At 60.5% G+C, this 15,750-nt stretch carries 12 protein-coding genes; 7 read left to right on the top strand and 5 right to left on the bottom strand.

Annotation, left to right across the window (positions count from 1 at the left end; genetic code table 11):
• Nucleotides 1–105: 105 nt before the first annotated feature.
• From PSH84_RS21885 to PSH84_RS21900, 4 genes are all read right to left on the bottom strand, one after another.
• Nucleotides 106–351: a DUF1652 domain-containing protein gene (locus PSH84_RS21885; RefSeq protein ID WP_122564671.1), complete on the bottom strand. Its 246-nt coding sequence runs from the start codon at nt 349–351 to the stop codon at nt 106–108.
• A gap of 240 nt (nt 352–591) precedes the next feature.
• Nucleotides 592–2,076: a helix-turn-helix transcriptional regulator gene (locus PSH84_RS21890; RefSeq protein WP_122564672.1), complete on the bottom strand. Its 1,485-nt coding sequence runs from the start codon at nt 2,074–2,076 to the stop codon at nt 592–594.
• An 85-nt stretch (nt 2,077–2,161) separates the two neighbouring features.
• The gene (locus PSH84_RS21895) at nt 2,162–3,445 is read right to left on the bottom strand and encodes a Zn-dependent hydrolase (RefSeq protein ID WP_305481791.1); all 1,284 of its coding nucleotides are present in this window, start codon (nt 3,443–3,445) and stop codon (nt 2,162–2,164) included.
• 150 nt (nt 3,446–3,595) lie between these two features.
• Nucleotides 3,596–5,074 carry an NCS1 family nucleobase:cation symporter-1 gene (locus tag PSH84_RS21900; protein WP_122564674.1) on the bottom strand — a complete coding sequence of 493 codons (1,479 nt, stop codon included), beginning with the start codon at nt 5,072–5,074 and terminating at the stop codon, nt 3,596–3,598.
• Between the two features lie 608 nt (nt 5,075–5,682).
• Here PSH84_RS21900 and hydA point away from each other — a divergent pair.
• From hydA to PSH84_RS21920, 4 genes are all read left to right on the top strand, one after another.
• Nucleotides 5,683–7,122, top strand: a complete 1,440-nt coding sequence (gene hydA, locus PSH84_RS21905) for a dihydropyrimidinase (RefSeq protein ID WP_122564675.1) — start codon at nt 5,683–5,685, stop codon at nt 7,120–7,122.
• 182 nt (nt 7,123–7,304) lie between these two features.
• On the top strand, nt 7,305–8,672 hold the full coding sequence (locus PSH84_RS21910; RefSeq protein ID WP_305467494.1) for an NAD(P)-dependent oxidoreductase: 1,368 nt from the start codon (nt 7,305–7,307) through the stop codon (nt 8,670–8,672).
• Complete coding sequence (gene preA, locus PSH84_RS21915) at nt 8,673–9,947, top strand: NAD-dependent dihydropyrimidine dehydrogenase subunit PreA (protein ID WP_305467495.1); 1,275 nt, start codon at nt 8,673–8,675, stop codon at nt 9,945–9,947.
• Between the two features lie 239 nt (nt 9,948–10,186).
• The gene (locus PSH84_RS21920; RefSeq protein WP_305467496.1) at nt 10,187–11,275 is read left to right on the top strand and encodes an RHS repeat-associated core domain-containing protein; all 1,089 of its coding nucleotides are present in this window, start codon (nt 10,187–10,189) and stop codon (nt 11,273–11,275) included.
• Between the two features lie 75 nt (nt 11,276–11,350).
• Here the strand turns inward: PSH84_RS21920 and PSH84_RS21925 are convergent, their stop codons facing one another.
• A complete protein-coding gene (locus PSH84_RS21925) occupies nt 11,351–11,971 on the bottom strand; it encodes a TetR/AcrR family transcriptional regulator (protein ID WP_003202912.1) in 621 nt (206 codons plus the stop codon).
• Nucleotides 11,972–12,459: 488 nt separating this feature from the next.
• On the opposite strand from PSH84_RS21925, the gene PSH84_RS21930 reads away from it, so the two are divergent.
• From PSH84_RS21930 to PSH84_RS21940, 3 genes are all read left to right on the top strand, one after another.
• Nucleotides 12,460–13,761, top strand: coding sequence for an OprD family porin (locus PSH84_RS21930; RefSeq protein WP_305467497.1), 1,302 nt, complete (start codon nt 12,460–12,462; stop codon nt 13,759–13,761).
• 173 nt (nt 13,762–13,934) lie between these two features.
• The gene (locus PSH84_RS21935; RefSeq protein WP_122566307.1) at nt 13,935–14,756 is read left to right on the top strand and encodes an NAD-dependent epimerase/dehydratase family protein; all 822 of its coding nucleotides are present in this window, start codon (nt 13,935–13,937) and stop codon (nt 14,754–14,756) included.
• Between the two features lie 43 nt (nt 14,757–14,799).
• Nucleotides 14,800–15,705, top strand: a complete 906-nt coding sequence (locus PSH84_RS21940; RefSeq protein WP_305467499.1) for an SMP-30/gluconolactonase/LRE family protein — start codon at nt 14,800–14,802, stop codon at nt 15,703–15,705.
• Nucleotides 15,706–15,750: the final 45 nt, after the last annotated feature.

A 15,750-nucleotide genomic window follows, 5' to 3' on the forward strand; every position in this document is an offset into this window, starting at 1 on the left:
GTCGTAAACCAGACGCGCGTATTCGGCAGGTTTTCGGGGCCGCTGCGCGACCCAGCGGGAGCAAGCTCCCTCGCCACAGGGTGTGGTGTGCTTGATCTTTATCTATCAGGCATCACTGCGATGCAGCGGGGTGTTATGCAGCTCATAACGCAACTCATCGATCAGCTTCGCAATGCTCTCTTCCGAGCGGACGCTGTCGAGACTCATGCCGCTCACCACCAGGTCCACCTCACCGCTTTCACGGTGATACAGGCGCACGGTGAGGGTGCCGTCGCCATTGAGGCTGCATTCGCAGGCCAACGGCGTAAAACTTTCTTCAAGGCGGGTACGCAAGGGAGCCAAATGGGTCATGTGATGCACCTCAGCCCCGGGGAGGCAAATAAACAGTGGACAGCTCCGACCTCCTGGCCTGCATAGACATCCTGTCGCTCTCATACTGGGTTCGTTCACTGTACATCGCGGCGTATTCCTTAAGTGTTTCGTCGGGGACGCGACATCACCGACGATGTCGCACCCTGACAGCCTAAGGAACCGCCCCTCCCTGCAAAACCCGAATTTGCACCAGCCCATCAGGTGCATTTGCACTGGCTATCATGGTGCCTTCATCCGCCATTCATTGGCGAATAACCCCCGTGCCCGCGCCCAGACAATCGCCTCACTGCGGCTATGGACATCCAGCTTCGAATATAGGGTCGCCACATGATTGCGCACGGTGTTGGGCGCAAGCTTCAGCCGTGCGGCGATTTCCTTATCGGCCAGGCCCTCGCAGATCAGCCCCAGCACGTCTCGCTCCCGGGCCGTCAGCTCGGTGAATGACACGCTGGGCACCTGGGCGTTGATGCTCTTCACGTTAGCCAGTTTTTCAATCAGGGTCCGACTGAACCAGGACGCGTCTTTCATCACCTCCTCGATCGCTGCCACCAGCTCCAGCTCCGAGCGCTTGCGTTCGGTGATGTTCATCAGCACCAGCAGATAGCAGGGCTTGTCCTGGATCAGCACCGTGTCGGCGGCGACCTCACAGTCGATGAGTTCGCCGCCCTTCTTATGCACCTTGACGTCGATACTCGAGACCGCGGCGGCCTTTTCCAGCCGGGCAAACAGCGCGGCGCCGGCGTCCTTGTCGAGAAAGCCGATTTCCTCCACGGTTTTACCCAACAACTCTTCGCTGGCGTAACCGGTGGTCTGGAGAAACGCTTCGTTGATTTCCAGCAACTGCTGTTCGGCGCTGCACACCAGGGTGGGCACAGGCGACAGTCGGAACGACTTGGCAAAGCGCTCCTCACTCTGGCGCAGCGCCGTTTCAGCCTTGCGGCGCGGCTCCATGTCCATGAAGGAAAACAGCATGCAATCTTCATCATGCAGGTCCAGGGGTTGGCCGGCGACGATGACCTGCTTGATAGTGCCATCGGGCAACTTCAACTCGGCCTGCATTTGCGGAATGGTCGCGCCCTGCCCCAGCCGCTCGATGGCCAGGTCGCGTTTTTCGGCGGCTTCAAGCACATCCAGTTCATACACCGAACGCCCGATCACCTGCTCGCGGCTGTAGCCGGTCATCTCCAGGAACCCCGGATTGACCTTGATGTAGCGCAGGTCGCTGAGGCGGCAGATCACCGCCGGCGCCGGGTTGGCCCCGAAGGTTTTCTCGAAGCGCTGCTCGGCACTGGCCCATTCGGTGGCATCGCTGAGGATCAGCACGAGCAGTTCCGGCTCGCCGTTGCGGTCGGCCAGGACCATGCTACGGATCCGATGCACCCAGGTGCGATCCGGATCGGCCTGGGACGTGACTTCCACCAGCACATCGCTGAATTCATCGCCACGGGCAACCCGGGCGATGGGGTAGTTGTCTTCAGTCAGCGGGTGGTTGTTGCGGTAACGCAAATTGAACCGCTCGGCGTATTGCTTGGCCGTGGTGCCCAGTTCACTGAGGTCCTTGACCCCGTGCATGGTCAAGGCCGCTGCGTTGGCCCAGGCGATGGTCTGGTCGACCTCGATCAACATCACCCCGTCGGACAGTCCGGCAATGATCTGCAGCAATTGACGACGGTTGGTATCGGTGGTCGGGACTTGCTGATTCATTGGGTCTCCATGTGGTCAGTAGGGTTCAAGCATGGATGCGTTGAAAGTTACGACCACATGGGTTTGCAATAGTGCATCGTGCCCTTCACGCCGCCATGCGCCCCTCGGCAATCGCCTGGGAGGCGGCCAGCATCGCTCGCAGCAGCACCGCGCAACCGGCGGCGAGGTCGTCCGGGGCGGCGTTTTCGATTTCGTTGTGGCTGATGCCGCCTTCGCAGGGCACGAAGATCATCCCCGCCGGGCCCAGTTCGGCGAGGAAGATCGCGTCGTGGCCGGCACCGCTGACGATGTCCAGGTGAGACAGGCCCAGCCCTTGGGCGGCGCCGCGTACGGCGTCGACGCAGCCCTGATCGAAATACAGCGGCGGGAAGTCGGCGGTGGGTTTCAAATCGAAGGTCAGGCCGTGCTGACGGCAGGTGTCCTCGATCACTTGCTTGACCTCGGCGATCATCGAATCCAGGCGCGCCGGTTCCAGGTGACGGAAATCCAGGGTCATGCGCACTTCGCCGGGGATGACGTTGCGCGAGCCCGGGTAGGCCTGCAGGCAACCGACCGTGCCGCAGGCATGGGGCTGATGACCGAGGGCGGCACGATTGACGGCGCCGACGATGATCGAGGCGCCTACCAGGGCATCCTTGCGCAGGTGCATCGGCGTCGGGCCGGCGTGGGCTTCGACGCCGCGCAAGGTCAGGTCGAACCACTTCTGCCCCAGGGCGCCCATCACCACGCCGATGGTCTTGCCCTCGTCTTCGAGGATCGGCCCCTGTTCGATGTGCGCCTCGAAATACGCCCCCACCGGATGCCCACTGACCGGGCGCGGGCCGGCATAGCCGATGGTGTTGAGCGCCTGGCCTACGCTGATGCCCTCGGCGTCGGTCTTGGCCAGGGTTTCTTCAAGGGTGAATTTCTGGGCGAACACGCCGGAGCCCATCATGCATGGAGCGAAGCGCGAGCCCTCTTCGTTGGTCCAGACCACCACCTCCAACGGTGCTTCGGTTTCGATGTTCAGGTCGTTGAGGGTGCGCAGCACCTCCAGCCCGGACAGAACGCCAAAGCAGCCGTCGAACTTGCCGCCGGTGGGTTGGGTGTCGATGTGGCTGCCGGTCATCACCGGTGGCAGGTTCGGATTGCGCCCCGGGCGCCGGGCGAAGATATTGCCCACCCCATCGATGCTGACGGTGCAGCCCGCCGCCTGGGTCCATTGCACGAACAGGTCGCGGGCCTGGCGGTCGAGGTCGGTCAGGGCCAGCCGGCACACACCGCCCTTGACCGTGGCCCCGAGCTGGGCCAGGTCCATGAGCGATTGCCACAGGCGGTCGCGGTTGATGTGCTGATGGGTCGATTGCAGGACGTCGATGGCTGCGTTCATGGGGATCTCCATTTTTTCAGGCATTTTTTTGGTGTCTTGAGGCCGCTATCGCGAGCAAGCTCGCTCCCACGCTGGATTGGGGTGGGTGCAAAATCCATGTGCACAGCGGATCCTCTGTGGGGGCGAGCTTGCTCGCGATGAGGCCCTCCTTCACACCGCGGTTTTAGCGACGGACGGGCTCGCTCCCAGGCTGCACAACCCGTAATAAATCACCCCACCCAGCGCCGAGCCGGTGAACCAGCCATAGCTGTAGAACCAGCTGAACGCATCGCTGCCCAGGGACAACAGCGTCAGCACCACCGGTACGCCAAAGGCGATGAAACCGTTCCAGTTCCACGCCGGGTAAATGTCGTCGCGGTACAGCCCGGCAAGGTCCAGTTGCTGTTTCTTGATCAGGAAATAATCCACCACCATGATCCCGGCAATCGGCCCCAACAGGCTTGAATAGCCCAGCAGCCAGTTGGAGTAGACCGACTCCAGGCTGACCTCGGAGACGATCAGGCCGAGTTTCTTCAGCAACTCGTGAGCCATCAGCGCCAGCCCCACCAGCCCGGTCAACATCACGGCTTTAGTGCGGCCGATCAGTTTCGGCGCCAGGTTCTGGAAGTCGTTAGTGGGCGAAACGATATTGGCCGCGGTGTTGGTCGACAGCGTGGCGACAATGATCAGCACCATGGCCAGCGCCACCCACACCGGGCTCTGGATGTGCCCAATCAAGCTCACCGGGTCGGAGACGGTCACCCCCACCAGTTTTTCCGAGGCGGCGGTCATGACCACGCCGAGGGAAGCGAACAGGAACATGGTCAACGGCAGGCCAATGATCTGGCCGACGATCTGGTCTTTCTGGCTCTTGGCATAACGGCTGAAGTCCGGAATGTTCAACGACAAGGTGGCCCAGAAACCGACCATGGCCGTCAGCCCGGCGAGGAAATAGCCGGTCACCCCGGCGCCTTCGGGGCGTTTGGCCGGGACCGCCATCAGTTCAGTCAACGAGACATTGGGCAACGCCCACACCAACAGCCCGGCCCCCACCAGCACCAACAAGGGCGCAGACAAGGTTTCCAGCCACTTGATCGACTCGGCACCGCGCAACACCACCCACAGGTTCATGACCCAGAACACCATGAAACCGATCACCTCACCGGTGCCGCCCAAGCTCTTCCAGCCGTCGAACACCGAGCCGAGAAACAGGTGGATCGCCAGCCCGCCGAACATGGTCTGGATGCCGAACCAGCCACACGCCACCAAGGCGCGGATCAGGCACGGCACGTTGGAACCGATGACACCGAAGGATGAGCGCAACAGCACCGGAAACGGAATGCCGTACTTGGTTCCGGCAAAGGCATTGAGGGTCAGGGGGATCAGCACGATGATGTTGGCAAACAGAATCGCCAGCAGCGCCTCGCCCACCGTCAGGCCGAAATAGGCGGTGAGCACGCCGCCGAGGGTGTAGGTCGGCACGCAGATCGCCATGCCCACCCACAGTGCGGTGATGTGCCATTTGTTCCAGGTTCGCTCGTGCACCTTGGTCGGCGCGATGTCGTGGTTATAACGGGGGCTGTCGAGGACGTCGCTGCCGGCTTCAAGCTCGAACAATCCGTCGCGCTCGGTCACTGTTGATCTGGTCATGTCCGCTCCACTGTTTTCATTATTTTTGCTCATCGACGGGCGATGGCCGGAGTACTTGCACGCGTGCTACCGATCACCCCGCCAGACCCACGACGGCACTCAATAACCGTGCCGGATAATGCGTCGAGCTGATCGAATGATCGATATAACCCTTTCAACCTTTTGATGTTTAACGTTTTAAAGCTACGTGATTACCTTGTTTCACTCCCTGCTTACCGCCCTTGAGGCTAGATGACCTTCACGCCTTGTCGAGGGGGAGATTCAAAGTGGTGCACCCCGGATCAACGCGAGGTGTCTAGACAGCACTTTCAGCACTTTCAAGCCGCTGATTTACCATGATAAATCTCGCTCAAATAACGATCCTGTCAAGTGCGTCAAAATGGTGAGCAGGCTCACCATTTTGGTGAATTTAAAATTTAATCTTTTAATTTCAATAATTTAATAAACGCATAAGCTTATAAAAAATAATCTTGCTCAATTCAAAAACTCCAGCTAGCGTCTAATCCTGACAGTCGTGACAAGAATATAAACCGGCACGACGTTATCTACCGTGATGGATAAAACATAAAGAACCGGCAACAGTCGGTCATGCCTGCGAGGAACTCGGAATGTCTCTGTTGATCCGTGGCGCCACCGTTATTACCCATGATGAAAGTTATCGCGCCGATGTGTTTTGCGCCGACGGCGTGATCAAGGCCATTGGTGACAACCTGGATGTTCCGGCCACTGTCGAAGTGCTCGATGGCAGTGGTCAATACCTGATGCCCGGCGGCATCGATCCCCATACGCATATGCAGTTGCCGTTCATGGGCACGGTCGCCAGTGAAGACTTCTTCAGCGGCACGGCAGCGGGCCTCGCCGGGGGCACCACGTCGATCATCGACTTCGTGATTCCCAACCCTCAGCAGTCGCTAATGGAAGCCTTTCATCAATGGCGCGGCTGGGCCGAGAAAAGCGCCAGTGACTACGGTTTCCACGTGGCGATCACCTGGTGGAGCGAACAAGTCCGCGAAGAAATGGCCGAGCTGGTCAGCCACCACGGGGTGAACAGCTTCAAGCATTTCATGGCCTACAAGAACGCGATCATGGCCGCCGACGACACCTTGGTCGCGAGCTTCGAGCGCTGCCTGGAGTTGGGTGCGGTGCCCACCGTGCACGCGGAGAACGGCGAGCTGGTCTACCACCTGCAACGCAAGCTGCTGGCCCAGGGCATCACCGGGCCCGAAGCCCATCCGCTGTCGCGCCCCTCGCAAGTGGAAGGCGAAGCCGCGAGCCGCGCCATCCGCATCGCCGAAACCCTGGGCACGCCGCTGTACCTGGTGCACGTGTCCACCAAGGAAGCCCTGGACGAAATCACCTACGCCCGCAGCAAAGGCCAACCGGTCTACGGCGAAGTATTGGCCGGACACCTGCTGCTGGACGACAGCGTCTATCGCCACCCGGACTGGCAGACCGCCGCCGGTTACGTGATGAGCCCCCCCTTCCGCCCACGCGGGCATCAAGAGGCACTCTGGCACGGCTTGCAGTCCGGCAACCTGCACACCACCGCCACCGACCACTGCTGTTTCTGCGCCGAGCAGAAAGCCGCCGGGCGTGATGACTTCAGCAAGATCCCCAACGGCACCGCCGGGATTGAAGACCGCATGGCCGTACTCTGGGAAGAAGGGGTCAACAGCGGCAAATTGTCGATGCAAGACTTCGTCGCCCTCACCTCCACCAACACCGCGAAGATCTTCAACCTCTACCCACGCAAGGGCGCGATCCGCGTCGGCGCCGATGCGGATCTGGTGCTCTGGGATCCCCAGGGCAGCCGCACGATCTCAGCCAAGACCCACCACCAGCAAGTGGACTTCAACATCTTCGAAGGCAAGACCGTGCGCGGCGTGCCCAGCCACACCATCAGCCAGGGTCGGCTGGTGTGGGCCGACGGCGACCTGCGGGCCGAACGCGGCGCCGGGCGCTACATCGAACGGCCGGCGTATCCGGCGGTGTTCGATTTGCTGAGTAAGCGGGCGGAGCTGAATAAGCCAACTGCTGTGAAACGCTGAAACCCAGGCCTTCGGCCTTCGCGAGCAAGCCCGCTCCCACATTGGATCTGGGATAGACGCAGATGTGTGGTGTGTAGCAAATCCCTTGTGGGAGCGGGCTTGCTCGCGAAGACGTCAGTCCAGACACCGAAAAAACCACTGCCCACCAGAGGCAGCACCTCAAACACCGTGAGGCCCATTCCATGATCCAGCCCTTGAATCACCTCCCCCATTCCCAGGAAGACCCGGCCACCCTCGCCGCCCGCTTCAGTGACCTGGCGCCGCCGCTCAATGCGCGCCAGGCCCACCTGGAAGCTTCCCGGTGCCTGTATTGCTACGACGCGCCCTGCGTGAACGCCTGCCCGAGCGAGATCGACATTCCTTCGTTCATTCGCAACATCCATCAGGACAACGTCCAAGGCGCGGCGCAGAAAATCCTCTCGGCCAATATCCTCGGCGGCAGCTGCGCCCGGGTCTGCCCCACCGAGGTGCTGTGCCAGCAAGCCTGCGTGCGTAACAACGCCCATGAATGCGCGCCAGTGTTGATCGGCTCGCTGCAACGCTACGCGGTGGACAACGCCCACTTCAGCGAACACCCGTTCCAACGGGCTGCCGCCACCGGCAAGCGCATCGCCGTGGTCGGCGCCGGGCCGGCGGGGTTGTCGTGTGCGCACCGCAGCGCGATGCACGGCCATGACGTGGTGATCTTCGAAGCCCGGGACAAGGCCGGAGGCCTCAACGAATACGGGATCGCCAAGTACAAACTGGTGGACGACTATGCCCAACGTGAGCTGGATTTCCTGCTGGGCATCGGCGGCATCGAAATCCGCCATGGTCAGAAACTCGGCGAGAACCTGAGCCTGAGCGACCTGCACCAGCAGTTCGACGCGGTGTTCCTCGGCCTCGGCCTGGCCGCCAGCAAACAACTGGGCCTGAGCGACGAACAAGCACCGGGGCTGCTGGCCGCCACCGAGTACATCCGCGAACTGCGCCAGGCCGACGACCTCAGCCAGTTGCCCTTGGCCGACCGTTGCATCGTGCTCGGTGCCGGCAACACCGCCATCGACATGGCCGTGCAAATGGCCCGCCTCGGCGCCCGGGACGTCAACCTGGTCTACCGTCGCGGCCTTGAGGACATGGGCGCGACTTTGCACGAGCAAGACATCGCCAAGGCCAACCAGGTGCGCCTGCTGACTTGGGCCCAACCACAACAGGTGCTGCTCGATGACGCCGGCCATGTGCGCGGCATGCGCTTTTCCCGTACCCATCTGGAAAACGGTCGACTGGTCATCAGCGCCGAAACCTTCGACTTGCCTGCCGACGCCATCTTCAAAGCCATCGGCCAGGCCTTCGACGACAACGCGCTGGTGGACCCACTGGCCCGGGAACTCAAGCGCCAGGACGGGCGAATTCTGGTGGACGAACACCTGCGCACCAGCGTTCCCGGGGTCTACGCCGGCGGCGATTGCACCAGCCTGGACCAGGACCTCACCGTGCAAGCCGTGCAGCACGGCAAGCTCGCCGCCGAGGCGATCAACGCTCAACTGATGCTCAATGTGGAGGCTGCGTAAATGGCCGATCTGTCGATTGTCTTCGCCGGCATCAAAGCCCCCAACCCGTTCTGGCTGGCCTCCGCGCCGCCCACCGACAAGGCCTACAACGTCGTCCGCGCCTTCGAGGCCGGTTGGGGTGGCGTGGTCTGGAAAACCCTCGGTGAGGACCCTGCAGCCGTGAATGTGTCCTCGCGGTATTCGGCCCATTACGGGGCCAATCGCGAGGTCTTGGGCATCAACAACATCGAGCTGATCACCGACCGTTCCCTGGAGATCAACCTGCGGGAAATCACCCAGGTGAAAAAGGACTGGCCGGACCGGGCGTTGATCGTGTCGCTGATGGTGCCCTGCGTCGAAGAGTCCTGGAAATCTATCCTGCCCCTGGTGGAGGCCACCGGTGCCGACGGCATCGAGCTGAACTTCGGTTGCCCCCACGGCATGCCGGAACGAGGCATGGGCGCGGCGGTCGGCCAGGTGCCGGAGTACGTCGAGCAAGTGACCCGCTGGTGCAAGACCTATTGCTCGCTGCCGGTGATCGTCAAGCTCACACCGAACATCACCGACATCCGCGTCGCCGCCCGGGCGGCCCATCGGGGCGGCGCGGATGCGGTGTCGTTGATCAACACCATCAACTCCATCACCAGCGTCGACCTGGACCGCATGGTCGCCCTGCCCAGCGTCGGCAGCCAGAGCACCCACGGCGGCTACTGCGGCTCGGCGGTCAAACCCATCGCCCTGAACATGGTCGCCGAAATCGCCCGCGACCCGCAGACCCAAGGCTTGCCGATCTGCGGCATCGGCGGCATCGGCAGCTGGCGCGACGCAGCCGAATTCATCGCCCTGGGCAGCGGCGCGGTGCAGGTCTGCACGGCGGCGATGCTGCATGGGTTTCGCATCGTCGAAGAGATGAAGGATGGCCTGTCGCGTTGGATGGACAGTCAGGGCCACGCCAACCTGCAGGCGTTTTCCGGTCGCGCGGTGGGCAACACCACCGACTGGAAGTATCTGGACATCAACTATCAGGTCATCGCCAAGATCGACCAAGAGGCCTGCATCGGTTGCGGTCGCTGCCACATCGCCTGCGAAGACACCTCACACCAGGCCATCGCCAGCCTCAAGCAGGCGGACGGCACCCATGTATATGAGGTGATCGATGAGGAATGCGTGGGCTGCAACCTGTGCCAGATCACCTGCCCGGTGCAGGACTGCATCGAGATGGTGACGGTGGACACTGGCAAGCCGTTTCTGGATTGGAACCATGATCCGCGTAATCCCTATCATGTAACGGCTTGAGGGTTGGGGTGTCTGGACTGACGCCATCGCGAGCAAGCTCGCTCCCACAGGGGATCCGGTCGTTCACAGATATTGTGTACTCCAGAGACCCAATGTGGGAGCGAGCTTGCTCGCGATGAGGCCATCAGCCCCAACACAAATCTCAAGGCTCCCCCTCGGACTAACAGTTCTGCTAGTAGACACCCCCCGAAAAATACCCGAGCCTGACACGGCCGAGCCAATCAGCAAGAGCCAAGCCCATGTCGACGTCAACGATGAAGATACTGTGCCGCTACCAATACGACCCCCTGGACCGCCTGACAGGCTTGAAGCCTGCGGAACACGTGGGCACGCAGCGTTTTTACCAGAACGACGAGTTGGTCAATGAGATCGAAGGCCAGGTAGAACTCACGATCCTTCGCCATGAAGCCCAGCCCCTGGCGCAACGCCTGCACGTTGCCAACGTCACCGAGACGACGCTGCTGGCAACGGACCGACAACGGTCGGTTATGCAGACACTGGCTGGCGTCGATACCCAGCGTATGGCTTATACCGCCTATGGTCATCGGCCGGCGGAAAGTGGTTTGAGCAGTTTGCTCGGGTTCAATGGTGAGCGCCCTGATCCGATAACGGGGCATTATTTATTGGGACAGGGTAACCGGGCTTTTAATCCGGTGCTGATGCGGTTTAATAGTCCGGATGCGTACAGTCCCTTTGGGGATGGGGGGATTAATGCGTATGCGTATTGTGGGGGGGATCCGGTTAATCGGTATGATCCGAGTGGGAATAATCCCATCACTCTTATTACTTCTGCCTTTAAGCCATGGAACAGGCTGACGACAAACATGCCAGGCGTGTTGGATCTTTCATTAAGCCCCGCTGTTCTCCAACCTGCTGCTCCCAAACCCGTTGCCCCCGTTGCCCCCAGATTAAGAGAATTACTACAACAGCCTGGCCCCAGTCCCCGGGTCGGAGCTAGCTCAACGTCCGCCCCTTCCCCGGCAATTCCTAAAAAAATTACTTACGAAGGACGTCGTAGACCTTGGATACAGGAAAGAACAGATGCCGCAGGCGAGGTAAATGGTACAACTATGATACATAGGCGTCGCGCGGATAAAGCATACGCTTACGACATCCTCGCAAGAAACGAGCAAATACCTCCAATCGTGGAAGATCCTGTTCTTCGAGAAAATTTCAAAGCAACCAGAAAACGCTATAGAACTACAAAACGCAACAAGAAATCTGGTCAGAGTGATCGGAGTGAATATACGGATGCAGCGTCAAAATTCCAAACCGCCCGACGTGCACTCAAAATCGATAATCTAAAAAAAATCAGAGATACAACGTGAAAAAATAGCAATTAATATCGGGAACAAACTTACTTTCAACCTCACGCTACCGACGTCATTACGTTGGTGCAAAAACTACGGCTCCAACCCAATCCCCCGCAAAATCACACTGGTCACCGTCTGCACCGCCCGTTCGAATTGCATGTCGGACAGCGGCTGATGATCATTAAGGATATTGATCTGGTGATCGAAGTCGGCGTAATGCTGGGTCGAGGCCCAAATCATGTAGAGCAGGCTTGAAGGCTCTACCGGGAGGATGCGTTTGTCCTCCACCCACTGGCGGATTTTCGCTTCCTTCATCTTGGCCCAGTCATAGAGGCTGGCGTCCAGCGCCTGGCCCAGGGTCGGGGCGCCGTGGATGATTTCGTTGGCCCAGACCTTGGAGCCGTAGGGGCGGCTGCGGGAGTGGTTCATCTTGGCGCGGATGTAGCTGCTGAGGACCACCCGGGGGTCGTCGAACATTTCGAAGCACAAGGCGTCCTGTTTCCAGACTTCCAGCAGGTCGAACAGCACGGCGCTGTACAGCTCGCTCTTGGTGCTGAAGTAGTAATGCAAGTTGGAACGCGGCAATTGCACTTCGGCGGCGATGTCAGCCATGGCGGTGCTGCCGAAGCCTTTCTCGGCGAAGACCTTCTCGGCGGCCAACAGGATTTTCTCGACGTTACTGCGACGAATCTCGATCTTGTGATTGCCCATGAGGGCTCCCTGGCAACAGCGTTGGTCAAGACTAGCATTCACCCACTTCTGAAAACACTGGGGATCCCTGTGGGAAGGCTTTTGTGGCGAGGGAGCTTGCTCCCGCTGGGTGGCAAAGCCGCCCCAAAAATTCTACGTTGGAACAAAAAACTGGGGCCTGCTTCGCAGTCCAGCGGGAGCAAGCTCCCTCGCCACAAGAGCCCCTTAAGCCTTCCGATCACCAACATTCGACTAATGTCTTAGACCAGTCATCGCATAACCAGGCACCCTCCCCGCTATCCTCAATCCTCGGATCTATCCGGCCCCACGGCCTGCAATCTTGACCTCGACCCGTGCCAACCATTGCAGCGCCTCATTTTGAAGCACCCCCGAGTTGGATAATTCCGATAATGGCCAGTTGACAATGAGCAGCCGCTTCCAAATAATCACTTCATGTTGTACGACGACGTATGACAAATAAAAACAACAAAAAAGTAGGGAGCGTCATAGTGAGCACACGTGTCCGTTTTTCGCCCAACCACCGTTCAAACCGCCGTACCCTTCTCAACGCCAGCCCCACCCTGGTCCTGCTGGGTTGCAGCAGTCTCGCCGCGTTTCTGCCAACGGCCGCCAGCGCCGCTGGCTTCGTCGATGACGCCAAGGCCACGCTGAACCTGCGCAACGCCTATTTCAACCGCAACTTCGTCAACGACAATGCCGCCCAAGGCAAAGCCGAAGAATGGACCCAGAGTTTCATCCTCGACGCCAAGTCCGGTTTCACCCAAGGCACAGTCGGTTTCGGCGTGGACATCCTGGGCATGTACTCGGTCAAGCTCGATGGCGGTCGCGGCACCGCCGGCACCCAGTTGCTGCCGGTGCATGACGACGGTCGCCCCGCCGATGACTTCGGCCGTTTGGGCGTAGCCCTGAAGGCCAAGGTATCGAAGACCGAGTTGAAGGTCGGCGAATGGATGCCGGTGCTGCCGATCCTGCGTTCCGACGATGGCCGCTCCCTGCCACAAACCTTCCGTGGCGGCCAGGTGACCTCCACCGAAATCAACGGCCTGAGCCTCTACGGCGGTCAGTTCCGTGGCAACAGCCCGCGCAACGACGCGAGCATGGAAGACATGTCGATGAACGGCCGCGGCGCGTTCACCTCCGACCGTTTCAACTTCGGTGGCGGCGAATACGCCTTCAACGAAAAACGCACCCAGGTCGGTGTCTGGTACGCGGAACTGTCCGACATCTACCAGCAGCAATATTTCAACCTGACTCACAGCCAACCCATCGGCGACTGGACCCTGGGCGCCAACCTCGGCTACTTCACCGGCAAGGAAAACGGCAGCGCGCTGGCCGGCGACCTGGACAACAAAACCGCGTTCGCCATGCTCTCGGCCAAATACGGTGGCAACACCTTCTATGTCGGCCTGCAGAAAGTCGGCGGCGATGACGCCTGGATGCGCGTCAACGGCACCAGCGGCGGCACCCTGGCGAACGACAGCTACAACTCCAGCTACGACAACGCCAAGGAAAAATCCTGGCAACTGCGCCACGACTTCAACTTCGCCGCCGTCGGCGTGCCGGGCCTGACCCTGATGAACCGCTACATCAGCGGTGACAACGTGCACACCGCCACCGTCGACGACGGCAAGGAATGGGGCCGCGAGACCGAACTGGCCTACACCGTGCAGAGCGGCGCGCTCAAGAGCCTCAACGTGAAATGGCGTAACGCATCGATTCGTCGCGACTTCAGCACCAATGAATTCGACGAGAACCGTATCTTCATCAGCTACCCGCTGTCGCTGCTGTAATACCAGGACCCACTGCCATGAGCGCATCCCATGGCAACCTGCGGCAAGGACGCCGATCCAGAGCGGTTCGTCGATCAAACGTTGACAAGGTAGCGGAAGGATAAGGATATTCCCTCTCGGTCGTACGACAACTTATAACAACTGTACCTCTCATTGTTTGCTCAGGTAATGCCATGACCACGACACAAATTCGCCACCCCTTCAATCGCCTGCTCTTGACCGGCGCCGCCGGCGGCCTTGGCAAAGTCTTGCGCGAACGTCTCAAGCCTTACGCCCGCCACATTCGCCTGTCGGACATCGCCAACATGGCTCCGGCCATCGACGAAAGCGAGGAAGTGGTGCCATGCGACCTGTCGGATAAACAGGCCGTGCACCAACTGGTGGAAGGTGTCGACGCCATTCTGCACTTCGGCGGTGTCTCGGTGGAGCGCCCGTTCGAGGAGATCCTCGGCGCCAACATCAGTGGCGTGTTCCATATCTATGAAGCCGCCCGTAAGCACGGCGTAAAACGGGTGATCTTCGCCAGCTCCAACCACGTCATCGGCTTCTACAAACAAGACCAGACCCTCGACGCCCTCTCCCCTCGCCGCCCGGATGGCTACTACGGCCTGTCCAAGTCCTACGGCGAAGACGTCGCCAGTTTCTACTTCGATCGCTACGGCATCGAGACCGTGAGCATCCGCATCGGCTCGTCGTTCCCGGAACCGCAGAACCGCCGGATGATGAGCACCTGGCTGAGCTTCGACGACCTCACCCAACTGCTCGAATGCTCGCTCTACACGCCGAAAGTCGGCCACACCGTGGTCTACGGCATGTCCGCCAACCGCGACGTCTGGTGGGACAACAGCCACGCCGCGCACTTGGGCTACCAGCCCAAGGACACCTCAGAAATTTTCCGCGACAAGATCGAAGCGCAGCCAATGCCGGCCGCCGATGACCCGGCCAGGATCTACCAGGGCGGTGCCTTTGTCGCCGCCGGCCCGTTCGACGACTGATTCGCCTGTTGTTCATGGGATACGAACGAACCAAGGAATCGCCATGCAAGCCGAATTGATTGTCGATGCACGCAACGCCGTCGGGGAAAGCCCGGTGTGGGTCCCCGAGGAAAACGCCCTGTATTGGGTGAACATCCCCAGCGGCGGCCTGCAACGCTGGAATGCCAGCAGCGGAAAAATCCAGGGCTGGGAAGCCCCCGAAATGCTCGCCTGCATTGCCCGCCACCAGGACGGTGGCTGGGTCGCGGGCATGGAAAGCGGGTTCTTCCGCCTGCACCCCCATGATGACGGCAGCCTCGACAGCGAACTCTGTGCAAGCGTTGAGCACAGCCGCGCCGACATGCGCCTCAACGATGGCCGTTGCGACCGCCAGGGCCGCTTCTGGGCCGGCAGCATGGTTTTGAACATGGGCGCCAACGTCGACGAAGGCCGGATGTACCGCTATGAGGCCGGGCAACGCAGCCCGGTCGAGGCACAACTGAGCGGTTTCATTGTACCCAACGGCCTGGGCTTCAGCCCGGACGGCCGCACGATGTACCTCTCCGACTCGCATCCGTTGGTCCAGCAGATCTGGGCCTTCGACTACGACATCGACAGCGGCACTCCGTCCAACCGGCGGCTGTTCGTCGACATGCTGCCGTTGGCCGGTCGCCCGGATGGCGCGGCCGTCGACGCCGACGGTTGCTACTGGATCTGCGCCAACGATGCCGGGCTGATTCACCGTTTCACCCCGGATGGACGTCTCGACCGTTCGCTGGAAGTGCCGGTGAAAAAACCGACCATGTGCGCCTTTGGCGGCAGCCGCCTGGACACCCTCTTCGTCACCTCGATCCGCCCGGGCGACGACAGCGACCCGCAGTCCCTGGCCGGTGGTGTGTTCGCCCTCAACCCCGGCGTCAAGGGCCTGGCCGAACCTGCTTTCGGAGGACGGAAACCCTCCACGAATTGATCTGCTTTGCCGCTTCACATCGATAGACATAAAAACAACAACACT

Origin of the sequence: Pseudomonas beijingensis (genome assembly GCF_030687295.1) — a bacterium.
Lineage (GTDB): Bacteria > Pseudomonadota > Gammaproteobacteria > Pseudomonadales > Pseudomonadaceae > Aquipseudomonas > Aquipseudomonas beijingensis.